The following is a 24,312-nucleotide window of genomic DNA, read 5'->3' as shown; positions in this document are numbered from 1 at the left end:
GGTGCGTCGGTCAGTGGGCGGTCGTGGCACGGGCGGCCACCATGAGCTGGCCGAGGGCCAGTCCGCCGTCACCCGGTGGGACCAGGTGGTGCCGCAGGACCGTGAAGCCGTCCTCGCGCAGGGCGTCGGCGCAGGCCGAGGAGAGCAGGGTGTTGGCGAACACGCCGCCGGTCAGGGCGACGGTGTCCAGTCCGTGCAGGTCTCGCGCCCGTACGCAGATGCGGTGCACCAGGCCGGTCACGGCCCGGTGGAAGCGGGCCGCGACCACGGCCGGCTCCACACCCGCCCGCAGGTCGCCGACGATCGCCGCGAGGACGGGGGCCGGGTCGGCCCGCACCGCGCGGTCCCCGTCCGGCTCCGAGGTGCGGAAGGCGAAGGCGTACGCGGTGGTGTCCTCGGCGGGGGCGTGCAGTGCGGCGCCTTCCAGCTCCACGGCTGCCTGAGCCTCGTATCCGGCGCGGTGGCACACGCCGGCGAGAGAGGACACGGCGTCGAAGAGCCGGCCCATGCTGGAGGTGGGGACGCAGTTCAGGTTGCGCTGCAACTGCCGCTCCAGCACGTTGAGTTCGTCGCGCGGGCAGACGGCGACACAGGCGAGGTCGTGCGACCAGGCGATACCGGCCGCGCGCAGGTGGGCCAGCGCCATCCGGTACGGCCGGCGCACCGCCGCGTCTCCACCGGGGAGCGGGACGTAGGCGAGATGTCCGAACCGGGTGAAGCCGTCGTAGTCCGCGAGCAGGATCTCGCCGCCCCATACGGCGCCGTCGTCGCCGTGGCCCGTGCCGTCGAAGGCGACGCCGATCACCGGCCGGGTGCCGTCCAGCCCGTGTTCGGCCATCGCGGCGGCGACGTGGGCGTGATGGTGCTGGACGCGCACGACGGGCCGGCCTGCGCCGTTCCTTTCGGCCCACCGGGCGGAGCGGTAGCCGGGATGCCGGTCGGCGACCAGCGCCTCGGGGCGCACGCCGGTGAGGGATTCCAGTTGGGCCACCGCATCCTCGAAGGTTCGCTGCGTGGCCAGGTCGTCCATGTCGCCGATGTGCGCGGACAGCCAGGCGCGACGCCCCTCCCCGAGACAGAACGCGTTCTTGAGGTCGCCGCCGACCGCGAGGGCCGGCCGGACGGGCAGCGGAAGGGTGACCGGCAGCGGGGCATAGCCGCGAGCCCGCCGCACCAGCAGCGGCTTCCCGTCGCTGACACGGACCACGGAGTCGTCGCACGGCACATGGATCGGCCGGTCGTGCGTGAGCCAGGCGTCGGCCAGGGGCGCCAGCCGCTCCAGCGCCTCCTCGTCGTCGGTGACGATCGGTTCACCGGCCACGTTGCCGCTGGTCATCACCAGCAGCCGGGGGCCCTCGACGTCGCCGGGCAGGCCGAGGAGCAGATGGTGCAGGGGTGTGTACGGCAGCATCACACCGAGATCGGGGCTGCCGGGCGCGACGGCCTCGGCCGGCCGCAGGGCTTCTGCCTCGTCCGAAGGATTCGGCCCTGCCTCCTGCGAGAGGTCCGTAAGGCGGCGCAGCAGCACGATCGGCCTGGTGCCGCTCTCCAGCATGGCGCGTTCCTCGGGACTCAGCCGGACGAGGTGCGCGACGTCGTCCACGCTCCTGGCCATGAGGGCGAACGGCTTGTTCCCCCGGCTCTTGCGGCGTCGCAGCAGGCCGACGGCTTCGGCGTCGGAGGCGTCACAGGCCAGGTGGTAGCCGCCCAGGCCCTTCACGGCGAGGATCGCGCCCCGGGTGAGAAGTGCGCGCGCTTCGGCCACGGGGTCCGTCCCGCCCACGTTCTCCGGCCGTCCACCGAGTGCTTGTCGGGGCGCGAGCAGACGCAGACGCGGACCGCAGGCGGGGCAGGCAACCGGCTGCGCGTGGAAACGGCGGTCGTCCGGATCGGCGTATTCACGGGCGCAGTCGGAGCACATCGGGAAGCCGGCCATGGTGGTGTTCGCCCGGTCGTAGGGAACACCGGTGACGATCGTGAAGCGGGGGCCGCAGTGGGTGCAGTTGACGAAGGGGTGGCGGTATCGCCGGTCGGCGGGATCGGCCAGTTCACCGAGGCAGTCGGCGCAGGTGGCCGTGTCCGGGGAGACCAGGGTGCGGGCCGGCCCGTCGGTACGGGAGGCGAGGATGGTGAACGCGTCGCCGCCCGTGACCGGTAGTTCCTTGTGGTGGACGGACTCCACGTGGGCCAGCGGGGGCGCGTGTACGGCGATCCGGTCGCAGAACCGGGCCACGGCCGAGGCGGTTCCCTCCACCTCGGCGACGACGCCCTCCGGGGTGTTGGTCACGTGTCCGGCCAGGGCGAGCTCGGTGGCGAGGCTGTACACGTACGGCCGGAAGCCCACGCCCTGCACCACTCCTCGAACGACGACCCGACGGCGCAGCGGCTTGTCGCCTGCGACGACGGCCGAGGGCTGCGGACCGCTCACGAGCGGGTCTGCGCCATGGCACCGGTGCCATCGGGGGCGGCGTGCCCATGGCCATGGTCATGGTGGTGATGCGCGGGGCCCCCGGTTCCGAAGGTGTCCGGCTTGCGGGCCATGACGGGGGTGTGGACAGGCGCCCCGTCCGCCGCCGCCAGCGCCCTGTCGAGCAGCGCGCCGATCGCCTCGCCCCGGCGTGCCGAGGTCAGGAGCACCTCGACGCCCGGGTTGACCTGCTCCACGTTCGCGCGGAACGCGTCCTCGTCGAAGGCGACGGCCTCGGCGATGTCGGTCTTGGTGACCACGACCAGGTGGGCGAGGCCGAAGGCGGTGGGGTACTTCAGTGGCTTGTCCTCGCCCTCGGTCACGGAGGCGAGGACGACTCTCAGCGTCTCCCCCAGGTCGTAGGAGGCCGGGCAGACCAGGTTGCCGACGTTCTCCACGAACAGCAGTCGGGTGTCATCGGGCAGCCAGCCCTCGAGGTGGCCGCCGAGCATCCCCGCCTCCAGATGGCAGAGCCCGTCGGTGAGGACCTGCTTGACCGGCACGCCGGAACGCGCCAGGCGTGTGGCGTCGTTCTCGGTGGCGAGGTCGGCGGTCAGCGCCGCGACCGGAATCGACCGCTCGCGGGCCAGCAGCAGCTCGCGTTCCAGCAGCGCGGTCTTCCCGCTGCCGGGACTGGACAGCAGGTTGACGACGGCGGTGCCGCGAGCCGCGAGATGGGCGCGCAGGGTGTGCGCGGCCGCGTCGTTCTTGGCGAGTACCGCCTGCTGCAGGTCGACCACACGGCACATGGTTCAGCGCTCCTCGGAGATCGGTTCGCGGGCCTGCGGGTGCGTTTGGCCGTCCTCCCAGTGCACGGCGGCGATCTGGAGTTCCCGGCCCGAGAGCAGGTCGGTGCTGGTTCCGTCGCACGCGGGACAGCTCAGCCGTGGCGGCATGCCCACAGCCCACTCGTGCGCACAGGACGTGCAGCGGGCTCGCCCCGGCACCGCTTCGGTGACGAGTTCGGCGCCTTCCAGCACGGTTCCGGCGCAGGCCAGTTCGAAACAGAAGGAAAGGGAGTCGGGCACGACACCGGCCAGTTCACCGACCCGCAGCCGCACCGACCGCACCGCCGTGACGTCACCGGCCTGGGCAGCGGCCTTCTCCACCTGGTCGATCACGGCGAGCGCGACGGACATCTCGTGCATAGGTCTGTGTCCTCCCAGCCGTCATTAGAGGCGAGGAGCCCCGGTTCGACGGCCCGGCACGCCGTCGCCGCCGACCGGGTACGCCGTTCGACGCAACGTCATGAAGCGCTCGTCGTGAACCCGGTTCACATGCGTCGGATCCGCAGGTAGCGCCTGATGTCGGGAAGTACCTGTGCGACAAGTGCGGCCGCGGCGGCCAGGGCCGCGCCACCGACGATGGTCTTCTTCATCCCGTCTCTCCTCACTTCGAAGCCTCCGTGGTTGTAGCCCGCGCCACGGACGGCTCGCCGTCCCGCAGCATTTCTTCGATCAGCCGTACGGCCTCGGGTACGGCCTCGGACACCGGCGGGCTGAGACCGATGCCCTCCTCCACCGTGGCCGGTTCGCATCCGACGATCAGGGTGCGTCGCGGCGGCCGGCCGCCGGTCCCGGCGCAGAGCGTGCCCAGCAACGCCAGGACGGTGTCGGGGGTCATCCGGTGGCCGTCGATCGCGGGGGTGTCGTGGGGCTCGCCCGCGCGAGGGCCGTCGTACTCGATCACGTACAGCGTGCCGGGTGCTTCGCCGCGTGCCGTGGCGTCCACGAGGACGAGGGTGTCGTAGCCGTCCAGGAGCTGGTAGGCGAGGTGGACCCCGCGCACGCCGATGTCCACGACCTCGACGTGGGCGGGCAGTTGGCGCTCGGTGAGCCTGCGGGCGGTCTCCACGCCGAATCCGTCGTCCCCGAGGAAGATGTTGCCGATGCCGGCGACGAGGGTCCTCGGACCCGCCGGTGGGGGAAGGTTCACGCGTCGTCCTCCAGCGGTGTGACCTCGTCGGGCTGGAAGTACAGGAACCGGCCCTGCTCGCGGCGGATGTCGGCGCCCGGATCGCCCTCGACCGTCACGGCCAGGTGCACCCCGCCGTCCACGTCGTGCAGCACCGCCTCGACCGTCGCGCTGCACCCTTGCAGGAACAGGTCCTGTGCGTCGGTACGCCGCAGGCCCGGTCGCAGCAGCACGCGGCTGCCCGCGCCCAGCGACCGGCCGTCCACGACGACCCGGTCCTGTGCCGGGTCGAAGCCGGCGTCGCTCGCCGGGTCCCACCACGGGGTGTCCGGGCGCGGCACTCCGTACTCGTCCGGGAACCCGTCCGCGGCGGCGGGGGCGGCCGCGGTGCCGGTCACCTCCCGCAGGCTGCGTACCGCGCCGTGCAGGCGTTCCAGAACCTCGGGCGGCATCGAGTCCGCGAGGTCGATCACGGCGGCCGCCCGGTCGTCGGTGCCCCGGGCCTCGCGTTTCTCCTCGTCGGTGAGGGCCGCGGTCCGCAGCGCGAGGATCTCGTCGATCTCGGTGGCGTCGTAGAGGGCGCCGGGGCTTTCCGGTGCGATGGCCGGGTGGTCCTCCAGGATGATCGGCGAGGACAGCACGAGGTCGGCGCGGCCGGGTTCACCGGCGAGTACGGGCCAGGTGTGCAGGTTGCGGCAGGCGGCGGTCGCTCCCTTGGCCCACTCGGGGGGATCGGTCATCGACAGGAACGATCCGGCGCTGAGGGCCATGAGGAGGTGCGCGGCGACCAGGGAGTGCGGCAGTGCCGCGTCCCGGTCGGCACTGCGGCCCTCGGGGGGCGTCCAGGGGGTGGTGTTCTCGACGATGGCGGTCAGCCGCAACGCCCGGTACGGCCCGTCGATTTCGCGCGCGGACAGGCGCACCGCTCCGCTGATCTCCTCGCACCGCCGGACCAGTCGGCCGACGGTCCGGCCGGCCTCGTCCACCACCGGCTCGGTGTCCTCGCGGGCGGGTCGCTCGAAGGGAAACGTGATGCCGTCCCCCAGCAGCTCGTCCACCGACGCGACCACCTCGACGCGTTCCTCGGCCCCCTCGTCCCAGGGCACCAACACCCGGTCTTCGAGGCGGAGTTCGGGGACGGTGTCGTGGCCGCCGTCGGGGCGGGCCTGCTGCACGGTCCGCCGCCGGGCGTGCAGGAAGCGCACCTCGACCGACAGGGTCGCGCCCGCCTTCGGTTCCATCAGGCACTCGGTGTGCTGGAAGTCGTGCTCCTCGCACTCGGCGCCCCAGGCGGGCGGCACGAGCACCCCGAACTGCCAGCGCAGCCGGTTCTTGGCCGCCGACGCCCGGTATGGGTAGAGCACGTAGCCCTCGAAGAGCACGGCGTCGGCCACCTGGCGGGCGAGGGCGAACCGCTCCTCGGTCTCGGGGGCGAACGCGGTCACGGTCACGGATCCGTCCTTCCGGTGGTGCCGGTGAGCGCGAGAAACGGGTCCGTCCCGGGTGGCTCAGCGGCGGCGCTCTCGTCGAGCAGGGCGCGCACGGTCGCCTCCCAGGAGGGCAGTGCGTGCCGGGAGCGGTAGGCGAGCAGGGCGTCCATGGTGTCCCGGGGCAGCCGGATCCAGCCGCAGCCGGGGAAGTGCTGCTCGACCATCTCCCGCCATACGGTGACCGGCATCCGGAAGGCCGCCTCGCGGTCCCACGGAACCGGCTCGACCTGGAAACCGCCCGCGCCGGTGAACGCCGTACCCGAGAAGAGCATCAGCAACGGAACCTCACCGCCGGTGAGCGCGGCCAGGTAGCGGCTGGCGGCGATGTCCATGTCGTAGGTGCAGGGCACGACGAGGTCGGTGTCGATCTCTCCGGTGAAGCTGGGGACCATCACGCAGACCTGGGTGAACTGCACCGGCTGGAGGGTGCTGCCCCAGCGCGAGCGCTCGCCGAAGAGATCCGCCAGCCCGTCCGCCTCGGCGGATTCGTAGCCGCGGCGGGCGGGTTCGATACGGATCTGGCAGCGCAGCGCGAGTGCGTGCACGCGGGCGTTGTCCGCCGCGGTGACACGCAGCCGGAAGACGAGGGTCGGTCCGGCGGCGTACCGGTCGGCGCGGACGCCGGTGCAGGCGAACGAGAACTGGGTCACGACCGGCCCACCTCGCCCACGGGCCGGGCGCGTCGCGCGACGTCCGCGAAGAACGCGTCCAGGGCGGCACGCGCTTCGGCTCCGCCGTCGAAGCCCTGCCACAACAGGCGCATCCGGCCGACCAGTTCGTAGCAGATGTCGATCGGGACGAGGTAGCAGTCGCACCGGCCGTCGGTGCGGCGCAGCAGCAGCGCCTCCACGTCGGGTTCGAGCAGCTCGGCGAGCGGGCTGCCGCCGAGGACCTCCGTCCACGTGGACGGTTCGAGTTCACTCTCGGTGGCTCCGGCCGGGCTCGGGTAGAGGGCGACCAGCCGGTCCAGCGCCGCGTTGCGGAAGAAGAAGGCGACGCCGACCGGGATCTGCAACGACTCCCACGCGCGGTCGTCGAGACGATGGCCGGGGTCGGTGAGGTAGCGGGCCGGGACCGCGCGGAAGCGGCCCGCCGCGGCGCCCGGCTGTTCCATCAGCAGGGCGCAGGAGACGCAGGCGCACGCGAGGGCGCGCTTCTCGGTGTCGACCAGGTGGCGGTGGTTCTCCTCGGGCACCGCCACCGCGCACAGCTCGCACCGCTCCGGCCGCGGCGGACGCGCGGTCAGGAACCTGCGCAGGCCCGGTGGCCGCGGGTCTGGACCCGGTGGCCGGACGGGCGTCGGGGACGCGTTCACCGGGTCTTCGCCTGCGCCGGACCGGTGCCGATCTGGAGCAGGGCGGGCTCCGCGGGTGCGTCCTGCACGTCGACGGCCCTGACCTCGGGCGCGAAGCAGGCGAGCGCGTCCTCGGCGGCCTGCCGGGCGCCTTCGCCGGTGCCGCAGCCGCAGCCGCCGCTCGCCCGCGTCCGCAGCCTCAGGGTGCCGCTCTCCTCGTCGAAGTCCACCACTTCCAGGGCGTGGTCCCGGACGCTGTCGACGGCCCGGGCGATCCGGGTGTCCCGGTCCTCGGGGTGAAGGTCGTGCAGCACGAGGAGGCTCGCGACGAGTTCGTCGTCGAGCAGCTTCGCCAGGGGCTCGCCGGAAGCGGGCAGCAGCTGGAGGATGCGGGCGAGGCCGGAGCCGTAGAAGTCCATGAGGGACCGCACGAGTTCCTCCGCGGCCGCGGCGGCCGTCGGGTTGCCGGCGCCCGCCAGACGGTCCAGGACCTCCTCGACACGGCGGCCGGTCTGCTCCGCGTTCACGGGCCGCGTCCCCGTCACGGCGCTCATCCGCCCAGTCCGCTCAGGCCGGTCGGCACGTGCATCTTCTGCACGGTCTTGCCGCCGCCGACGTACATGTGGACGCCACAGGGCAGACAGGGGTCGAAGCTGCGGACCGCGCGCATGATGTCGATGCCCTTGAAGTTCTCCGGGGAGTTCTCCTCGAAGATCGGCGTGTTCTGCACCGCGTCCTCGTAGGGGCCGGGCGTGCCGAAGGTGTCCCTGGTGCTGGCGTTCCATGGGGTCGGCGGGTAGGGGTGGTAGTTGGCGATCTTGCCGTCGCGGATCACCATGTGGTGGGAGAGGACACCGCGTACCGCCTCGGTGAATCCGACGCCGATGCCCTCGTCCGGCACCTCGAACTTCTCCCAGGTCTGGGTGCGTCCGGCCCGGACCTCCTCCAGCCCCTTCTCCGCGAAGTGCAGTGCGACGGCGGCGGTGTAGGCCTGGAAGTAGGTGCGCGCGCGGTTGCGTTCCAGCGCGTTGCTCCACTTCGGGATCTTCCACTCGAAGCTGGTCTCGGGCCTGGTCATCGTGCGGGGCAGGTTGATGACCACGCTGTGGCCGGTGGACTTCACGTACCCGGTGTCGACGAGCCCGGACAGGGCTGTGGACCACAGCCGGGCGATGGGGCCGCCGCCGGTGTCCAGGGCGAGGTGGTCCTTGCCGTCGAACCAGCGCGGCGACATGACCCAGCTGTACTTGTCGTCGAAGTTGCGCTTCTGCGGGGCGGGAATCGTGTGCTGGTTCCACGGGTGGCGCGGGTCGACCGGGTTCCCGAGGGGGTCGTGGGTGACGAACTGTTCCTGCCCCTGCCAGTCCTCGTAGTAGGAACTGCCCAGCAGGATGCGGATGCCGAGGTTGATCTCGGTGAGGTCGTTGGTGACGAGCTTGCCGTCCACGATGATGCCGGGCGTGACGAACATGCGCCGGCCCCAGTCGGTCATGTTCGCGTACGTGAAGTCGCAGTACTCCGGGTCGTTGAGCGCTCCCCAGCAGCCGAGCAGGACGCGGCGCCGGCCGACCTCCTCGTACCCGGGCAGGGCCTCGTAGAAGAAGTCGAACAGGTCGTCGTGCAAGGGCACGACCCGCTTCATGAACTCCACGTAGCGCATCAGGCGGCTGAGGTAGTCCGTGAAGAGCTGCACGGAGGCGATGGTGCCGACGCCGCCCGGGTAGAGCGTGGAGGGGTGCACATGGCGGCCCTCCATGAGGCAGAACATCTCCCGCGTGTAGCGGCTCACCTGGAGGGCTTCGCGGTAGAACTCGCCCTCGAGCGGGTTCAGCGACCGCATGATGTCGGCGATGGTGCGGTAGCCGTGCTCGCCCGCGTGGGGGGCCTCGGTGCGCTCGGCCAGTTCGAGGACGCCGGGGTTGGTCTCCTTGACCATCTTCTCGCAGTAGTCGACCCCTACCAGGTTCTCCTGGAAGATGTTGTGGTCGAACATGTACTCTGCGGACTCGCCGAGATTGATGATCCACTCGGCGAGGTGCGGGGGCTTCACGCCGTACGCCATGTTCTGGGCGTACACCGAGCATGTGGCGTGGTTGTCCCCGCAGATGCCACAGATGCGACTGGTGATGAAGTGGGCGTCGCGGGGGTCCTTGCCGCGCATGAAGACGCTGTAGCCGCGGAAGACCGACGAGGTGCTGTAGCACTCCGCGACCTGCTTCTGCTTGAAGTCGATCTTGGTGTGGATGCCCAGGCTGCCCACGATCCGTGTGATCGGGTCCCAGGCCATCTCCACCAGGCCACTGCCGTCGCCGGCCGCCGTCGTCGTCGATGCCATCGTTTGTGCCGTGCCCTTCGTTGCGCGGGGGTTCGTGTGGGGGTGCACGAAGCAGGGGCGGATTACTTGCGTCGGATCCTCACCACGGCGGCCGATATCCGGTGGTGATCTTGTCTCCGGTGCGGCGCCACTTGGGCTCCTTGTCCACGGTCTTGGCCGTGATCGACCGCAGCTTGCGGACCACGGCGCCATAGGCGCCGCTGGCATTGCTCGACACCTTCGCGCCGGGGGGCTCGTCCATGAACGGCATGAACTTGTCGGGGAACCCGGGCATGGTGCAGGCGATGCAGATGCCGCCGACGTTGGGGCAGCCGCCGATCCCGTTCATCCAGCCGCGCTTGGGCACGTTGCACTTGACGACGGGGCCCCAGCAGCCGAGCTTGACCAGGCACTTCGGCGAGTCGTACGTCAGGGCGAACTGGCCCTGCTCGTAGTAGCCCGCACGGTCGCAGCCCTCGTGCACGGTGGCCCCGAAGAGCCAGGTCGGACGCAGCTTGTCGTCCAGCGGGATCATCGGCGCGGCACCGGCTGCCTGGTAGAGCAGGTACGTGAGCGTCTCGGAGAAGTTGTCCGGCTGGATCGGGCAGCCGGGGACGCACACGATCGGGATGCCGGCGTGGGACTTCCAGTCCCAGCCGAGGTAGTCCGGCACGCCCATCGCACCGGTCGGGTTGCCCGCCATGGCGTGGATGCCGCCGTAGGTGGCGCAGGTGCCGATGGCGACGACGGCCAGGGCTTTCGGGGCGAGCCGGTCGATCCACTCGCTGGTGGTGATGGGCTGGCCGGTCTCCGGGTTGTCGCCGAAGCCGCACCAGTAGCCCTCGGGCTTGATCGCCTCGTTGGGGATGGAGCCCTCGACGACCAGCACGAACGGGTCGATCTCGCCGCGCTCGCCCTTGAAGAACCACTCGATGAACGTGTCCGAGCCGCCGACCGGGCCGCACTCGAAGTCGATGAGCGGCCAGTGGACGGCGATCTTCGGCAGACCCGGCAGTACGCCGAGCACGATCTCCTCGATGCTCGGCTGCATGGCCGCCGTCAATGCCACAGAGTCGCCGTCGCAGCTCAGCCCCGCGTTGATCCAGAGAATGTGGATCGTGGGTGTCTCGTCGGCGGGCGCGCCTGCGGCGTCCGCAGCGCCGACCGTGTCCGGCGTCGCCTCAGTCATGGGACCGCCTCCTGGGGAGGTATGGGATGAAGGCCGGCATTTCGGCCGACAGCCTTCTTCGTATCAGCGACTCGGCCGGGATGAGATGCGATCGAGGGCCATTCCAGTGACGCGAGCGTCCGAAGCGGCCGATTCCGTTTGCGCGACCGCGGCCGGGTTCAGGTGCGGCGGAGTGCCCAGCGGCCGCTCCTTGCGGACGAACGCGCGACGCAGAGCGTGGAACGGAGCGTCCGGGTCGTCGAAGGTACGGCGCATCCAGGCCAGCTCCCGCTCCCGGAAGACCGCCAACGGGGTCACGCTCTCCTGCCGGTCCAGCTCGGTCTTCTTCGCGGTGATCCGTGACTCCGTGGCCGGCAGTGACGCCAGTCGAGCGGCCAGGACGCCGACCTGGCCGGCGAACTCCTGCGGGCCGCAGTCGACCACCCGGTCGACGAGTCCGAGCTTCAGGGCGCCCGCCGAGCTCACGGGCAGCGCCTCGCGCATGAGCCGTTCGGCGGTCGCGGCACCCACCCTGCGCGGCAGGGTGTACGTCCAGTACTCGGAGCCGTACAGGCCCATCAGTCGGTAGTGCGGGTTCAGTACGGCACCCGAGCGGCACCACACCTCGTCCGCCGCGAGCGCGAGCATCACCCCGCCCGCCGCCGCGTTTCCGCCGACCGCCGAGACCACCAACCGGTCCGTGGTCGTCAGGACCGCCTCGACCAGATCGTCGACGGCGTTGATGTTTGCCCAGGACTCGGCGCCGGGGTCGTCCGCGGCCTCGATGACGTTGAGGTGGATCCCGTTGGAGAAGAAGTCGCGTTCGCCGCCCAGCACCAGCACCGAGGTGGGTCGTGCGCACGCCTCCCGGTAGGCGTCCAGCAGGCGTCGGCACTGCGCGGTGCTCATGGCGCCGCCGGGGAAGGAGAACGAGAGGAAGCCCACGTTCTGGTCCTCCTGGTAGCGGATGTCCGTCCAGGTGCGGTTCCCCGCGTCGGGCAGCAGGGGCAGGGAGTGCTCGCGCAGCGGCGGCAGCCGGTCGCCCAGGGCCTGCACCGCGGGCAGTTTGAACGTGGGCGGCTGCCCGGGCGTCCGCCGGGGCCGCAACTCGGGGATCCACACGGCGCCGTCCTTTGTGGCCCGGCAGATCGCCCCGGCCCGGGTGGCCAGGAGCTCGCCCGCCCGGCCGCGCAACGCGCCCTCGGGGTGGCCGCCGTGCAGGTACCACTCACCCCCCAGGAGCACATCCAGCACACCGGGCTGGGAGTCCGCCGCCCGCAGCTTGCGCACGACGGTCCGCGTGGAGTCCTCGGCCCAGTCGATCCGCCGGACGCTCTGGTCGAGGTACGGACGGACACGCGGGTGGGTGTCCTCCTGGTTGAGCGGGACGTGGTTTCCGCCCGCGAAGCGCTCGACGGCGAGCAGGACGGCCGCGAGGGCGGCGTCGGCGACCTCCCCGCGATACAGGTCGCTCTTGGACACCGGAGGGACCGGGCACGGTACGCAGGCCCAGACATCGCCGGCGTCCATCTCCCCATCGGCCTGCAGGACGGTGACGCCCCAGTCGTCGGCGCCCTCGTGGATCGCCCAGTCCAGGGATGACGGCCCGCGGTCGCCCAGCGGCCCCGGATGAACGATGAGGCACGTGTGCTCTGTCCACACCTCTTCGGGAATCGCCGTCTTCAGCATCGGCGCCACGATGAGCTCCGGGGCATGCCGGCGTAAGGCGTCCGGCAACGGGCTGCCCGGCAGCGCGAGCTCCACCGCCACGGTGTGCCCGCGGTCGCGCAGTTCGGCGTGGACACGCTGGGTGAGGCTGTTGAACGCGCTCGCTACGAGCAGGATGTGCACAGCTGCCTCCGGGCGGACGAACGGCAGGCAGGGATGACCCGCCGGCTTCGATCCTCAAGTAGACCGTTCCGCCCACCCCGGCAACAGACGGTGGGGTCATCCGAAAGCAGCTGTCGATCCGCCGTCCGGCCTCATCACGGACACGGCGGTCGAATGCTCACCGTGGCCACAGACCGTCGGCAATACGCCCCCAGGCGGAGCGGGTGGCGCCGAAGCGCGTCTCGTGAGTCCAGATGTGGGTGCACGAAGGGCACTGCAGGTGGAGCAGGCTGCCGGTGTTGGAGAGCAGATAGCGCCAGTGCTCGGAGCAGGTACGCCGCTGCTCGCAGGTGGCGCAGCCGCGATGGTCGTCACAGCTGGGGCAGGCCACCCAGGCGCGGCGCCCGATGTCGGCCTGCGGGTCAAGCGGCAGCATGGCCGCCCCCTCTGCGCGGGAGCACACCGGCCGAGACCAGTTCGTCGTACAGGCGCTGCTGCTCCACGCTGAGGCCCGAGTACAGCAACTCGTACGCCTCTTCCTCGCCCCGCAGCACCGCGACGGGGTCCCAGTCGGGGCCGAGAGCGGCCAGGACATGAGCCCGCCGGAGCATTTCGTGCGCACTCAGGTCGACGGCCAGGCCGAACGGTGCGGTGGCGTCCGGCAGGTCCGCCGCGGGCCTGCTCGCTGCGGCGGGTTCTTCCGGTTCGCCGGAAAGGGCGGGGCCAGGGGAGGACATGCGACCGAACGTAGGTAAGCCCTCCTCGCTGCGGCAAGAGCAGGTGGGAGAAGTCACAGCAGAACCGCAACCACTGCGGCACCCGCCGCCGCCTGCGGATCAGCGACCTTGCCGATGCCGCGGAGGCTCGTGTACGCGGCATCGACTCGTATACGCGGCATCGAAAAGGGCGGGGTCGCGGCGCAACGCCCGACAGCTGGTCAATACCGTCCACTCCTCGTTCATCACCCTGGGCATCATCCTCGGCTCGTCCATCGGCGCCATAGCCAGAGAAACCTGGGGCCTGCGCGGGCCCCTCTGGCTCGGCGGCACCATGGCCCTCCTCGGCCTGGCCACCGTTCTGCCCGAACTCGCCCGCCGTGCCACTCCCGCCACTGCCACCACGTCCGTCGACATCGAAATCGCCACCGGCACCGGCACCGCTTCCGCTTCCGCCAACCAGACGGAACAGGGGGGCGGTCAGCACGCCGCTTGCCCTCCACTCCGGTCCGCTCCCCCGCCCTGACCGATGGAGACGGCGACCGCGAACACCCCTGCGAGAAAGGCCCGGTCAGCCGCCCCTGCCGACCGCCGGCTCGGGTCGCCGCACCCTACGGAGCTGCCGCCCGGCAGACCCCGACAACACGGCTGTCGAGGCCCGCGTACGCCTCGTCTCCACGGACAGAGTCCCGGCGCCGACTGCCGCGGCCGGCGCCCAACCAGGCACGCGGGTGGACACACAAGCGGCGATCAATACGACGTGCCGGTGACCGCGTCGGGGTGGTCGGCGAGATAGCTCCGCACCACGGACGCGAAACTCGCGTCGGGCCGCAGACCGAGGCCGGCGGCGCGCCGGTTGTCGAAGAGGGCCGGCCATGAGCCGACGACGGCCTTCACGGCTGGGTCGGGGACGATGGTCACCAGGCCGGCGGCCTTGTCGCCGGCCACCTGCCGCAGTGTGTCGAGCATCTCGGCGACCGAGACAGTCAGGGCGGGCAGATTGACGGGCATCGTGCCGTCCAGGCGCCCGGGCCCGGTGCCGCGTTCGGCCTCGGCGATGCGCAGGATGGCCTGGATCGTGCGTCGCGGCGAGGACAGGGCCACCTGCAGGCCGAGGTCGACGGGGCAGACGGCCGGCAGTCCCGCGAGGGGCTCGCGGATGATGGCGGAGACAAAGCCGGAGGCGGCCGCGTTCGGCCTGCCCGGCCGTACCGCGACGGTCATCAGCCGGGCGACCCGCCCGTCGATGAAGCCGCGGCGGGTCAGGTCCGCCATCAGGTACTCGCACATCAGCTTCTGCGTCCCGTAGCTGGATCGCGGCATCGGCAGGGTCGTCTCGCTGACCACCGGCGCCGGCCCGACTGTCGGCCGGGAGCTGTAGACGGCGAGACTGCTGGCGAACACCACCCGCGCCACCGGCCCGCCAGCCACCGACTGCGCCCGCGCCGCCTGCAGCAGGGCGCGGGTGGCGTCCACATTGGCACGCATGCCGAGGTCGAAATCTGCCTCGCACTCGGCCGACAACGCCGCCGCCAGATGAATCACCACATCCACCGGGGCCGCGAACACCTCGGTCAGGTGGTCGACCACATCACCGTGCACCACCTCCACGAGCGGATCATCCTTCCGCGGAGTACCGGGCCACACGACACGGTCGACCAGCACCAGCCGGGTAATCGGCACACCGGCGAACACCCGCCTCTTCAGCAGTGCCTCGGCCAGCAGACGCCCCAGGAACCCGGACGCCCCCGTCACAGCGATCCTCACCGCACACCCCCGCTCAGCGACCGACACCCCACGATCCCGTATCCAGCCGGATCCCCGAAAGACCCTCAGCGGCTCGGCCCCCGCCCAGGGCTCTTTCGATGCCGTGTCAGGTGGCGAGCCCTCAGGGTTCAGGCCGGCCGGGCAAGTAATCGGATTGCCCTTTCCAGTTCCGTGGTACCGTGGCAAGCGAACCGGAAAGACCTATCCAGATCCAGAAATGGATAAGGCTATCCAGTTTTTCGCGTGCACTCTCCTGTCACGCTTCCACGAAAGGACCCTGCCGTGACCAGCATTGCCATCGTCGGAGCCGGCCCTCGGTTGGGCCTGGCCATCGCCCGCACCTTCGGCTCCCACGGCTTCGACGTCGCCCTGATCTCCCGCGACCGCGACAAGCTCGACGACCTCGTCGGCAAGCTCACCGCCGAAGGCATTGCCGCCGCCGCCTTCCCGGCGGACGTCCTCGACCGCGACGCACTCACCCAGGCACTCAAGGACGCCGCCGCGCAGTTCGGCGGCATCGACGTACTGGAGTACTCCCCGGTGGGGACGTTCGGCTCCACCACGCTGACCACCCCGGCCGACACCGACCCCTCGCACGTGCAGCACGAGATCGAGTTTCAGCTCTATGGGGCCATCGCCGCCACGAAGGCGGTGCTGCCCGCGATGCGCGAGGCCGGCGCGGGCACACTGCTGTACACCACCGGCGCGGGCTCCATCGACCCCGTGCCGCAGGTCGCCAACGTCAACGCCGCCGCAGCCGCGCTGCGCAACTGGGCGATCAACCTGCACAAGGAACTGGCCGACACCGGCATCCAGGCCGCCCACATCGGCATCGACGTGTCGATCGGCATGTCGGTGGTCCCCGGGTTCCCGACAGCCAAGCCCGAGCAGATCTCCCCCGTCTACTGGGACCTGCACACCACCAGGCGGGACCAGTCCGAGCTCGTCTTCAGCCTCTGACACCGGGCCGACAGGCTCACCGCGTAGCCGCCACCAGCAGCGGACTCACGCGGAAAATGTCGCCGCGCCGCCAAGGCGGGCCCTGCACCACTGCTTTGTCTTCATGACCCTGAGGTCAGTCGCTCGCGCCCGGCTCCGCTGCGGTGAGGCCCGCCGGACTGGCGCGGCGCATCGCCTTGTAGAGGGCGTCGTGGTCGGGCGAGTCGGGCAGAGGACCGCGGGCGGGGGCCTCCAGGGCCTGGATCGTCAGGCCGACGACGCGTCGCCAGGCGTCGGGAGCGGCATCGCCGCAGGCGTTGACGACACCCGCGTTGGCCATGTGGATCAGCACCAGGTCCGAGGGGTCGAAGTCCTCACGCAACCGCCCCGCCGCCTTGGCCCGGCCGATGAGCTCCACCATGCCCTCGTATGCCTCGTTGCGGCGCTCTTCCATGGCCTTGGCGGTGGGGAAGGTCATGGTCAGCACGTCGGCGAAGCCGTAGTCGGCGGCCTGCATCGCACAGGCGGCCTCGATGTAGCCGATGAAACCGCGCCAGGGGTCGGGGTCGTCGAGGGCGACGGCGACCGCGTCGGCGTAGGCGTCCATGCGGTCGGCGAAGACGGCGGCGACCAGTTCCTCCTTGACGGGGAAGCGGCGGAAGATGGTGGCGATCCCGACGCCCGCCTCACGGGCCACGGACGCCATGGAGGCGTTCAGACCGTCACGTGCGAACACCCGGCGCGCGGCAGCGATGATCCGCCCCCGGTTGCGTTCGGCGTCGCTGCGCAGCGGCTGGGCGGCGGTGTCGTCGGGGTATTGGGAGGCGGGGGTCATGCCTGCCACTCTAGCAATCGGATAGGGCTATCCGATTAAGGCACCGGCGGCCGAGCCGCCCACCTCGGCAACGCTCCCCGATGATCGACACCCCAGGCGTCACAGTCAGGCGAGCGGGACGCCGGTGTGGCTCGCCAGGGCTTGGATCAGGCGGTCGCGGAACGCTTCGTCCCGCGCTGCGGAATGGGGCGTCTGCGTCTGTCGGTGGTACCAGTAACCGCCGGTGCGCGGGACTACGTCGTGGTGGGTGGCGAGCCATACCTGCGTCTGATGCCCTGCGTCCAGGTCGTCCGATGCGCCGGCGCCACCCATACGTGTGGGGACCCATCCGGGGTCGACCGCATGGCTGGAGGTTCCTTCCCATCGGGAGGCGAGTGCGAGCGCCAAGGTGGTGACCCACAGTTTGCTGTCGTCATAAGAAGCGGTGCCGGCGGCCAGCCGCCGCAGGTCGGTGGAGCCGGTTCGGTGCATGGAGCTGCTGAGATAGATGAGCCTGGCCGGTTTTTCCATCAGGGCCGTCAGCATGTAGGGCGCGACGGTGTTGACGTTGACCGTTTCGGGCGAGTGCAGGACGCCGGCGTTGTGGATGACGGCGTCGAAGCGGCCGAACTCGGAGGCCTGCCGGGCGACATCATGGATCTCGTCCAGCTCGGCGAGATCGCCGACGACGATGCCCTTCCACCGGGCGGTGTCCTCCGCGTCGGCCAGACGGGCCGGGTTGCGGACGTGGATGACCACGTCGTGCCCGCCCTCGGCCAAGGCGTTCGCCGCGTCGCGTCCCAGTCCGCTGGACGACCCGGTTACCAGTATCAGCGCCATGTCTGTCATCTCCGGTATGAGTGATTCAGTCCCTGCGCCCGGTCCGGACGGACGACCTTGGGGATCAGCTTCGCGTTCAAGGTCCCGCTGCCGAGTGTTCTCCTCCTGCCGTTCGTCGTGCCGGTGCTGAGCATCTCCGAAAACCCGCTACGGGTTCACCACCATCGCCGCGGAAGGTCCCCTCAGTCATTGCAGACTCGGGGAAATCGGCCCATGCTTCTGCCGCTACGCCGGAAACGAGTCCCACCCTGACGCCAGAGACAGTCCCGCCCTGACGCAAGAGAAGAGGCCCGCATGGCGGCAACTCAGCGCAGAAGCCGGAAGATCATGATGACGCCGGACGAGCTGGACGAGTTCCTCGCCACCCAGCGCACGTGCCGGATCGCAACCGTCTCGAGCGACGGTGCCCCGCATGTCAGCGCCCTCTGGTTCGCCTGGGACGGAACCTCGCTGTGGCTGTACTCCATCGTGCGCAGCAAGCGATGGGCCGACCTTCGGAACGACCCCCGCGTCGCGATCATCATCGACTCCGGCGAGGGGTACGGGGAACTGCGCGGCGTCGAACTGTCAGGCACTGCGGAGTTCGTGGGCGAGAGCCCCCGCACCGGAGAACCATGCAGCGAACTCGACGCGTTGGAACCGCTGTTCGCCCGCAAGAACTTCGGCCTGGAGGCAATGCCGCACGATGGCCGGCATGCGTGGATCCGCCTGACACCGTCGAAGACCGTCTCCTGGGACTTCCGCAAGCTGTGACGGCTCCCGGCGACGCCGAAGAGACCACCCACCGAGGACCGCCCGATGTGGCCGAACAGGGCAACTCCGACAGTGCTCTCGCCGGCCCGGTGAGTTCCCGTAGCGGCCCCGACGGTCCCACCGTCCTCATGGTGCCCGCACGCACCTCTACCCCCGAGCTATGGTGCCCCACCACATGTGCCACTGACCTGCGGATTCCTACGGCATGGCGACACGAAACGTCCCCGCCAACCGCTTGGAATTGGTGCCGGTGTCCTCCCGCGCGACCGCTCCCCCACCCCCCGCCAGTGCCGGCGCGGGTGGCGCGCGCCTGGCCCATCACCCGTCGGCCCGGCGGCCTGGTCGCTCTCGCGATTCGGAGCACTGCACCAGGCGAGGAGAACCGACGCCTCCGCCAAAACTCACCGAAACACCTCATAACGTCCAGGTCCTCCCAGCGCACGGCCGGTAGAGACTCCCGACCCGGCCTTCGTGGCAACCGGGTTCGCGGACAGGCGGCTACTCAGGCAGGGGGCGGTCGTGGACGACGTTCTTCATGACGAGGGTGGAGGTCAGGCGCTGGACCCCGGGCAGTCGGGCGAGCTGCTGGTCGTAGAGCTGCCGGAATGCGGTCAGGTCGGTGGTGGCGACACGGAGCAGGTAGTCGGGTTCGCCGAACAGGCGCTGCGCCTGGATGACGTGCGGGACAGCGCTCACGGCCTCTTCGAAGGCCGTGACGGTGTCGGGGTCCTCCCAGCGCAGGGTGGCGAAGACGAGAGCCTCGAAGTTCAGGCCGACGGCCGCCGGGTCCACTATCGCCCGGTAGCCGAGGATGGCGCCCTCGCGTTCAAGGTCGCGCAGGCGACGGTGGCAAGGCGAGACACTGAGCTGCACGCGCGGGCCAGCTCGGTGACCGTCAAGAGGTCGATGGTGATCGGCTCCGGTGACCGTCCGTCGACGGAGCACAGGCGGCGGCCGGCCATCGCTTCGTGAGGGTGAAGGGCGCACGACCATCCGGGCGTCGACCGCGTGGCGTGCCGTTGACCGTGGCCCGTGTGGTGTGCCCTGAGATCTTGTGTTGGCTCACCCGTGAAGGAGACACACGGCATGTTCGGACAGTCGCAGGCTTTCAGCGGCTTCGCGGTCGACGATCTCGGCGAGGCCCGCCGGTTCTACGGTGAGACTCTCGGTCTCCAGGTGGAGGAGACCGGGCAGGGGGACATGCGGATGCTGACCCTCACACTCGGCAGCGGCGCGCGTGTCTTCGTCTATCCGAAGGAGACGCACACCCCCGCGACGTTCACGCTTCTCAACTTCCCCGTGGACGACATCGAGGCCGCCGTCAATGAACTGGAGCGGCGCGGCGTGAACCTTGAGCGCTATCCCGAATTCGACCACGACGAGAAGGGCATCGTCCGTGTCGGTGACGGCGGTCCTGCGGCGATCGCGTGGTTCACCGACCCGGCCGGGAACGTTCTCTCCGTGCTCCAGGAGAATTGACGAGCGGGGCCGGTTGACCCTGTGGGCTCGGCGGGCCCGCGTGCTGTGTGGAGTGCGCGTGCCCGCCATGGAAGCGCTGCGGGAGCTCTGAGGGACCAGCGTCCCTGCCCCCCCCGCCCGGACATCGGGTTCAGGCCAGGTCGAACCGATCGAGGTTCATCACTTTGTCCCACGCGGCCACGAAGTCACGCACGAACTTGTGTCCCGCGTCCTGGGACGCGTAGACCTCCGAGACGGCTCGGAGCTGGGAGTGTGATCCGAAGATGAGGTCGACCGCGGTGGCGGTCCACTTGAGCTCGCCTGTGGCGCGATCCCGGCCTTCGAACACGTTCTCGTCCGAAGTCGACGCCTTCCACTCCGTGCCCATGTCGAGCAGGTTGACGAAGAAGTCGTTGGTCAGCGTCTCCGGCCGGTGAGTGAAGACGCCGTGTGAGGATCGCTTGTAGCCGGTTTGCAGGATCCGCATGCCGCCGATCAGTACCGTCATCTCGGGGGCGGTCAGCGTCAACAGGTTGGCGCGGTCCAGCAGGAGTGTCTCCGCCGACAGCTTCTCGCCCGCGCGGACGTAGTTCCGGAATCCGTCGGCCCTGGGTTCCAGCACGGCGAACGACTCCACGTCGGTCTGTTCCTGCGAAGCGTCCGTGCGCCCCGGCGCGAACGGAACGGTGATCTGGTAACCGGCGTTCTTCGCGGCTTGCTCGACGGCCGCGCACCCGCCCAGGACGATCAGGTCGGCGAGCGAGACCCTCGTGCCGCCGGCATGGGAGCGGTTGAAGTCCTGCTGGATCCGCTCCAGCTTCTGCAGCACCTCGGCCACCTCGGGCAGGTGGTTGATCTCCCAGTCCCGTTGCGGCGCGAGGCGAATCCGTGCCCCGTTGGCCCCGCCCCGCTTGTCGGTGCCGCGGAAGCTCGCCGCCGAGGCCCAAGCGGTGGTGACCAGCTGGGAGATGGACAGCCCCGAGGCGACGATCGTGCCCTTGAGAGCAGCGATGTCCTCGGCCACGACGAGTTCGTGATCGACCTCGGGGACGGGGTCCTGCCACAGTTGCGGCTCGGGAACCCACGGGCCGAGGTAGCGCGTGGCGGGTCCCATGTCGCGGTGCAACAGCTTGTACCACGCCTTGGCGAAGGCTTCCGCGAGCTTGTCCGGGTTCTCGTGGAAGCTCTTCGAGATCGGGCCGTAGACCGGATCCAGCTTCAGAGCGAGGTCCGTCGTCAGCATCATCGGAGCGTGCCGCCTCGACGGATCATGAGCATCGGGCACCGTGCCCTGGGCCGAAGGATCCGTGGGAGTCCACTGCTTGGCACCGGCGGGGCTCGTCGTCAGCTCCCATTCGTACCTGAACAGGTTGTCCAGGTACCCGTTGTCCCACCGGGTCGGCTCGGAGGTCCATGCGCCCTCGAGCCCACTGGTGAGCGCGTCGGCGCCCTTGCCGCTGCCGTACGTGTTCCACCAGCCGAGACCCTGTTGCTCGACGGGTGCGGCCTCGGGTTCCGGGCCGATGTACGTGGGATCGACCGCACCATGACACTTGCCGAAGGTGTGGCCGCCGACGATGAGCGCGACCGTCTCCTCGTCGTTCATCGCCATGCGCCGGAATGTCTCGCGAATGTCCCGGGCGGAGGCCATCGGATCCGGGTTTCCGTTGGGCCCCTCCGGATTGACGTAGATCAGTCCCATCTGCACGGCACCGAAGGGAGTGGCGAGTTCCCTGTCGCCGCTGTAGCGCTCATCTCCGAGCCAGATGTCCTCGGACCCCCAGAAGATCTCCTCGGGTTCCCAGATGTCCTCTCGCCCGAATCCGAAACCGAACGTCCTGAATCCCATCGATTCCATGGCACAGTTACCGGCGAAAACCAGAAGGTCGGCCCAGGAGATTTTCTGTCCGTACTTCTGCTTGACCGGCCACAGCAAACGGCGCGCCTTGTCGAGGCTCGCGTTGTCCGGCCAACTGTTCAGGGGGGCGAAGCGCTGAGCGCCGCTGCCGCCACCGCCCCGGCCGTCGGCGACACGGTACGTGCCCGCGGCGTGCCAACTCATCCGGATGAAGAGCGGCCCGTAGTGGCCGTAGTCGGCAGGCCACCATTGCTGTGACGTCGTCATCACGTCGAAGACGTCCTGCTTCAGTGCGTCGAGGTCGAGTGCCGCGAACTCTCTCGCGTAGTCGAAGCCCTCGTCCATCGGATTGGAGTGGGACGAGTGTTGGTGGAGAATTTGGAGATCCAGCTGATTCGGCCACCAGTCCCGGTTCGTCCTGGGCCGAGTCGGCGTGGGGGTCGGAGAGGCGATTACCGGGTTCTCGCTTTCGCTACCGGACATGTCTTCCTTCTTTCTGCATCGGCGATTCCACGCATCATGCCGATGAATGTGATGTCGGCGTCCGTATAGTCGCGTACCGCAGACGGCACCGCTACGAAACACGCAGGGCACCCCGCACGACAAACGCGCGAGCAAAGGCATCTTTCCTACCTGGAAGTCGATCTCCAAGCGACGTGCCGGGTGACTGCCCTGACTCTCGTGAAGCGGACGGCGCGGCGCACCGGTGAGTTCGGCCATGCGGCCGAGGTGTCGCCCACTGCGGACGCGACTGCCGCCACCCCGGGTGGTCGGCCTTACGTCGATGCTGCCCGGAGTCATCGCGGCTCGCACGGCCGAGGGCCGACACGGAGGCGACCGACCCCGAAGCTGCCGCTTACCCATCCGGCCCGTGCCCGCCCCCAGGTAATGGAGAAGTGGGCCCCGACGACGCCGATCGGGGGCAAGCGGTGCGACGGTCGGCCGCGACTGACCAAGATCCGGACCCTGCGCGGGCCAACCCTCGCGATTGGCTTCGGCTCAGGCCCTTTCCCTGGCCGCCCGCCGACTCTGTACCACCAGCAGACGAAGAACCTGCTGGTGAGCTACTCGCCGAAGAAGCTGGGCTTCTTCCAGGCGCCTGTCGCCCAGCCGATTCACGACTCCGCTACGGGGATTCGAAAAACACGGCTTGGTTCTTGCCTGCGGTTTTGGCTCGGTACAGGGCGATGTCAGCGTCCCTCAGCGCTTCTGCCAGCGTGGTCGGCCTGGTGATGCTCCGTGCTCCGATGCTTGTTGTCACGTGAACCGAATGGCCATGGGCGAGGGTGAAGGAGTCCTTGAAGGAGTCGAGGATCCGGACGGTGTAGTCGCACAGTGCGCTCGCGCCCATGCCTTCCACGAGCAGTGCGAATTCGTCCCCGCCGAGCCTGGCCACGATGTCCTGCTCGCGGACCCTGCCTGTCAGCCGCCGTGCGACGTCAACGAGCAGTTCGTCGCCGGACGGGTGCCCCAGCGAGTCGTTGACTTCCTTGAAGCCGTCGAGATCGAGCATCAGCAGTCCGGCGGGGGAAGTGGCGGAGCACCGGCCGAGAGCGGATTCCAAGCGCTCGTTCAGCAGCACTCGATTGGCCAGACCCGTCAACGGGTCGTGGGTCGCCTGATGGCTCAGCTGCTTTTGGAGCTGTTCCTGCTCTCGCAGTGATGCTGCGAGGTCGTGGGCCTGCGTCCGCGCTTCGGCGGCCCTGCTCTGGGCGTACTGGGCCAGGAACGCGATGCGCAGCACCAACAGCAGCGAAAGGGTCGCCAGCATGCCGACGATCACCGTGACGTTCACGGGCTGGTACCGGATACCCCCGACATTGGCCACCATGATCAACGGCCCCACCAGGATGAGCGCGATCAGGATCGACAGTCGCCGCCGGGGCATGCTCTCATTGCCGTCCGACAGTTGTGCCGGACGGCCGACCGACGGGTGCAGCACCGCAGCCCCCAGCAGGAGGGACGAGACCATCCACCCCACTTCGGACACGTCCTCCGCGATCGCGGTCCCGGTCGTCGCCATCGTTCCGTAGTAGAGGCCGTCGGCGGCGAGGAGGGCCAGCAGCCATCCGATGCACAGAAGCAACGACGGAGTGCGCTTGCCGGTGGTGAGCATCAGCCGCGCGGCCACGGACAACAGCACCAGGTCGGTGACGGGATAGGCGATGGACACCGCGAGCGGCCACGCGGACAGTTCGCTGCGCAGGTAGGGGGCGATGATGAACGCCCACGACAGAATGCAGAACCCCAGCGTGACGATTCCCGCGTCCAGCAGCCCCGCTAAGTGCAGACGGCCTGACTGCTGCCGGGCCAATGTCACCAGGCCCGCGGCGAACAACAGGTAGCTGCCCAGGTACAGCATGTCGGCCACACCCGGGAACGGAACGTCTGCGTCGCGGACCTGGTACGTGCCCCAGATCGCGTCCGCCACCGTGTACGGAGCCATTGCCGCCGCGAGGAGACACCACGGAACGAACGATGGGGGCCTGTTCCTGGTGAGTCCCATTGCTATCGCGAAGACGACTGAGGCGGCTACCAGCACGGGCAGCATGTAACGCGCTGAGGAGGAACTGACCAGATAGATGATGATGATCGTGGTCCCTGCCGCCACATACGCCCAGACCGCCGCATCACGGCTGGCGGGCGACAGGCCTTGAACCTTGCCCACAGATTCTCCTTCCCTCCTCTGG

At 69.7% G+C, this 24,312-nt stretch carries 22 protein-coding genes and 1 pseudogene; 3 read left to right on the top strand and 20 right to left on the bottom strand.

From position 1 onward, the window contains the following. Positions 1-10: 10 nt before the first annotated feature. From hypF to denD, 15 genes are all read right to left on the bottom strand, one after another. Positions 11-2,428 carry a carbamoyltransferase HypF gene (gene hypF, locus ACWBNA_RS10250; RefSeq protein WP_482703940.1) on the bottom strand — a complete coding sequence of 806 codons (2,418 nt, stop codon included), beginning with the start codon at positions 2,426-2,428 and terminating at the stop codon, positions 11-13. Beyond that, positions 2,425-3,216: a hydrogenase nickel incorporation protein HypB gene (gene hypB / locus ACWBNA_RS10245; protein ID WP_482703939.1), complete on the bottom strand. Its 792-nt coding sequence runs from the start codon at positions 3,214-3,216 to the stop codon at positions 2,425-2,427. The genes hypF and hypB overlap by 4 nt, the downstream gene beginning before the upstream one ends. A gap of 3 nt (positions 3,217-3,219) precedes the next feature. Continuing rightward, entirely contained in the window at positions 3,220-3,615 is a 396-nt protein-coding gene (gene hypA / locus ACWBNA_RS10240) for a hydrogenase maturation nickel metallochaperone HypA (RefSeq protein ID WP_482703938.1), read from the bottom strand. Between the two features lie 125 nt (positions 3,616-3,740). Then, positions 3,741-3,845: a DUF6893 family small protein gene (locus tag ACWBNA_RS10235; protein WP_374200275.1), complete on the bottom strand. Its 105-nt coding sequence runs from the start codon at positions 3,843-3,845 to the stop codon at positions 3,741-3,743. A gap of 11 nt (positions 3,846-3,856) precedes the next feature. After that, positions 3,857-4,402 carry a hydrogenase maturation protease gene (locus ACWBNA_RS10230; protein ID WP_482703937.1) on the bottom strand — a complete coding sequence of 182 codons (546 nt, stop codon included), beginning with the start codon at positions 4,400-4,402 and terminating at the stop codon, positions 3,857-3,859. After that, positions 4,399-5,832: a hypothetical protein gene (locus ACWBNA_RS10225; RefSeq protein ID WP_482703936.1), complete on the bottom strand. Its 1,434-nt coding sequence runs from the start codon at positions 5,830-5,832 to the stop codon at positions 4,399-4,401. Before ACWBNA_RS10225 ends, ACWBNA_RS10230 begins: the two co-directional genes overlap by 4 nt. Further along, the gene (locus ACWBNA_RS10220; RefSeq protein WP_482703935.1) at positions 5,829-6,521 is read right to left on the bottom strand and encodes a DUF6084 family protein; all 693 of its coding nucleotides are present in this window, start codon (positions 6,519-6,521) and stop codon (positions 5,829-5,831) included. Before ACWBNA_RS10220 ends, ACWBNA_RS10225 begins: the two co-directional genes overlap by 4 nt. Further along, on the bottom strand, positions 6,518-7,186 hold the full coding sequence (locus ACWBNA_RS10215; protein WP_482703934.1) for a DUF5947 family protein: 669 nt from the start codon (positions 7,184-7,186) through the stop codon (positions 6,518-6,520). The genes ACWBNA_RS10220 and ACWBNA_RS10215 overlap by 4 nt, the downstream gene beginning before the upstream one ends. After that, complete coding sequence (locus tag ACWBNA_RS10210; RefSeq protein WP_482703933.1) at positions 7,183-7,719, bottom strand: hypothetical protein; 537 nt, start codon at positions 7,717-7,719, stop codon at positions 7,183-7,185. Before ACWBNA_RS10210 ends, ACWBNA_RS10215 begins: the two co-directional genes overlap by 4 nt. Beyond that, entirely contained in the window at positions 7,716-9,500 is a 1,785-nt protein-coding gene (locus ACWBNA_RS10205) for a nickel-dependent hydrogenase large subunit (RefSeq protein WP_482703932.1), read from the bottom strand. The genes ACWBNA_RS10210 and ACWBNA_RS10205 overlap by 4 nt, the downstream gene beginning before the upstream one ends. 79 nt (positions 9,501-9,579) lie before the next feature. Beyond that, the gene (locus tag ACWBNA_RS10200) at positions 9,580-10,668 is read right to left on the bottom strand and encodes an NADH-quinone oxidoreductase subunit B family protein (protein WP_482703931.1); all 1,089 of its coding nucleotides are present in this window, start codon (positions 10,666-10,668) and stop codon (positions 9,580-9,582) included. A gap of 63 nt (positions 10,669-10,731) precedes the next feature. After that, complete coding sequence (locus ACWBNA_RS10195; RefSeq protein WP_482703930.1) at positions 10,732-12,498, bottom strand: enoyl-CoA hydratase-related protein; 1,767 nt, start codon at positions 12,496-12,498, stop codon at positions 10,732-10,734. Positions 12,499-12,655: 157 nt separating this feature from the next. Continuing rightward, entirely contained in the window at positions 12,656-12,913 is a 258-nt protein-coding gene (locus ACWBNA_RS10190) for a hypothetical protein (RefSeq protein WP_482703929.1), read from the bottom strand. After that, entirely contained in the window at positions 12,900-13,214 is a 315-nt protein-coding gene (locus ACWBNA_RS10185) for a DUF6400 family protein (protein WP_482703928.1), read from the bottom strand. Before ACWBNA_RS10185 ends, ACWBNA_RS10190 begins: the two co-directional genes overlap by 14 nt. A gap of 729 nt (positions 13,215-13,943) precedes the next feature. Further along, positions 13,944-14,960 carry a D-erythronate dehydrogenase gene (gene denD / locus ACWBNA_RS10180; RefSeq protein WP_482703927.1) on the bottom strand — a complete coding sequence of 339 codons (1,017 nt, stop codon included), beginning with the start codon at positions 14,958-14,960 and terminating at the stop codon, positions 13,944-13,946. A gap of 282 nt (positions 14,961-15,242) precedes the next feature. Here denD and ACWBNA_RS10175 point away from each other — a divergent pair, with 282 nt between their 5' ends. After that, positions 15,243-15,920: an SDR family NAD(P)-dependent oxidoreductase gene (locus ACWBNA_RS10175; RefSeq protein WP_482703926.1), complete on the top strand. Its 678-nt coding sequence runs from the start codon at positions 15,243-15,245 to the stop codon at positions 15,918-15,920. Between the two features lie 115 nt (positions 15,921-16,035). Here ACWBNA_RS10175 and ACWBNA_RS10170 read toward each other — a convergent pair whose 3' ends face one another. Both ACWBNA_RS10170 and ACWBNA_RS10165 read right to left on the bottom strand, forming a co-directional pair. Further along, positions 16,036-16,734, bottom strand: a complete 699-nt coding sequence (locus tag ACWBNA_RS10170; RefSeq protein WP_482703925.1) for a TetR/AcrR family transcriptional regulator — start codon at positions 16,732-16,734, stop codon at positions 16,036-16,038. 105 nt (positions 16,735-16,839) lie between these two features. Further along, positions 16,840-17,553 (bottom strand): SDR family NAD(P)-dependent oxidoreductase, encoded by a 714-nt coding sequence (locus ACWBNA_RS10165; RefSeq protein WP_482703924.1) that lies wholly within the window; start codon positions 17,551-17,553, stop codon positions 16,840-16,842. A 294-nt stretch (positions 17,554-17,847) separates the two neighbouring features. Between ACWBNA_RS10165 and ACWBNA_RS10160 the strand changes: the two genes are divergently transcribed. Continuing rightward, positions 17,848-18,306, top strand: a complete 459-nt coding sequence (locus tag ACWBNA_RS10160) for a pyridoxamine 5'-phosphate oxidase family protein (protein ID WP_482703923.1) — start codon at positions 17,848-17,850, stop codon at positions 18,304-18,306. Between the two features lie 498 nt (positions 18,307-18,804). On the opposite strand, the pseudogene ACWBNA_RS10155 reads toward ACWBNA_RS10160, so the two are convergent. Further along, positions 18,805-19,253: pseudogene (locus ACWBNA_RS10155) on the bottom strand (Lrp/AsnC family transcriptional regulator). 139 nt (positions 19,254-19,392) lie between these two features. Between ACWBNA_RS10155 and ACWBNA_RS10150 the strand changes: the two are divergent. Further along, positions 19,393-19,785: a VOC family protein gene (locus ACWBNA_RS10150; RefSeq protein WP_482703922.1), complete on the top strand. Its 393-nt coding sequence runs from the start codon at positions 19,393-19,395 to the stop codon at positions 19,783-19,785. A gap of 130 nt (positions 19,786-19,915) precedes the next feature. Here ACWBNA_RS10150 and katG read toward each other — a convergent pair whose 3' ends face one another. Beyond that, positions 19,916-22,105 carry a catalase/peroxidase HPI gene (gene katG, locus ACWBNA_RS10145; RefSeq protein ID WP_482703983.1) on the bottom strand — a complete coding sequence of 730 codons (2,190 nt, stop codon included), beginning with the start codon at positions 22,103-22,105 and terminating at the stop codon, positions 19,916-19,918. Between the two features lie 643 nt (positions 22,106-22,748). Beyond that, positions 22,749-24,290: a diguanylate cyclase domain-containing protein gene (locus ACWBNA_RS10140; RefSeq protein WP_482703921.1), complete on the bottom strand. Its 1,542-nt coding sequence runs from the start codon at positions 24,288-24,290 to the stop codon at positions 22,749-22,751. Positions 24,291-24,312: the final 22 nt, after the last annotated feature.

Source organism: Streptomyces sp. Q2 (assembly GCF_056820935.1).
The sequence above is the reverse complement of the archived record's forward strand: the minus strand, read 5'-3'. Positions and strand labels throughout refer to the sequence as shown.

What these genes read in the sequence shown, in the direction of transcription:
- ACWBNA_RS10200 (WP_482703931.1), bottom strand. Translation starts at nt 10,668, where the DNA reads ATGACTGAGGCGACGCCGGACACGGTCGGCGCTGCGGACGCCGCAGGC.
- ACWBNA_RS10150 (WP_482703922.1), top strand. Translation starts at nt 19,393, where the DNA reads ATGTTCGGACAGTCGCAGGCTTTCAGCGGCTTCGCGGTCGACGATCTC.
- ACWBNA_RS10235 (WP_374200275.1), bottom strand. Translation starts at nt 3,845, where the DNA reads ATGAAGAAGACCATCGTCGGTGGCGCGGCCCTGGCCGCCGCGGCCGCA.
- hypB (WP_482703939.1), bottom strand. Translation starts at nt 3,216, where the DNA reads ATGTGCCGTGTGGTCGACCTGCAGCAGGCGGTACTCGCCAAGAACGAC.
- ACWBNA_RS10205 (WP_482703932.1), bottom strand. Translation starts at nt 9,500, where the DNA reads ATGGCATCGACGACGACGGCGGCCGGCGACGGCAGTGGCCTGGTGGAG.
- ACWBNA_RS10210 (WP_482703933.1), bottom strand. Translation starts at nt 7,719, where the DNA reads ATGAGCGCCGTGACGGGGACGCGGCCCGTGAACGCGGAGCAGACCGGC.
- ACWBNA_RS10190 (WP_482703929.1), bottom strand. Translation starts at nt 12,913, where the DNA reads ATGCTGCCGCTTGACCCGCAGGCCGACATCGGGCGCCGCGCCTGGGTG.
- ACWBNA_RS10165 (WP_482703924.1), bottom strand. Translation starts at nt 17,553, where the DNA reads ATGGCGCTGATACTGGTAACCGGGTCGTCCAGCGGACTGGGACGCGAC.
- hypA (WP_482703938.1), bottom strand. Translation starts at nt 3,615, where the DNA reads ATGCACGAGATGTCCGTCGCGCTCGCCGTGATCGACCAGGTGGAGAAG.
- katG (WP_482703983.1), bottom strand. Translation starts at nt 22,105, where the DNA reads ATGTCCGGTAGCGAAAGCGAGAACCCGGTAATCGCCTCTCCGACCCCC.
- ACWBNA_RS10160 (WP_482703923.1), top strand. Translation starts at nt 17,848, where the DNA reads ATGGCGGCAACTCAGCGCAGAAGCCGGAAGATCATGATGACGCCGGAC.
- ACWBNA_RS10170 (WP_482703925.1), bottom strand. Translation starts at nt 16,734, where the DNA reads ATGACCCCCGCCTCCCAATACCCCGACGACACCGCCGCCCAGCCGCTG.
- ACWBNA_RS10185 (WP_482703928.1), bottom strand. Translation starts at nt 13,214, where the DNA reads ATGTCCTCCCCTGGCCCCGCCCTTTCCGGCGAACCGGAAGAACCCGCC.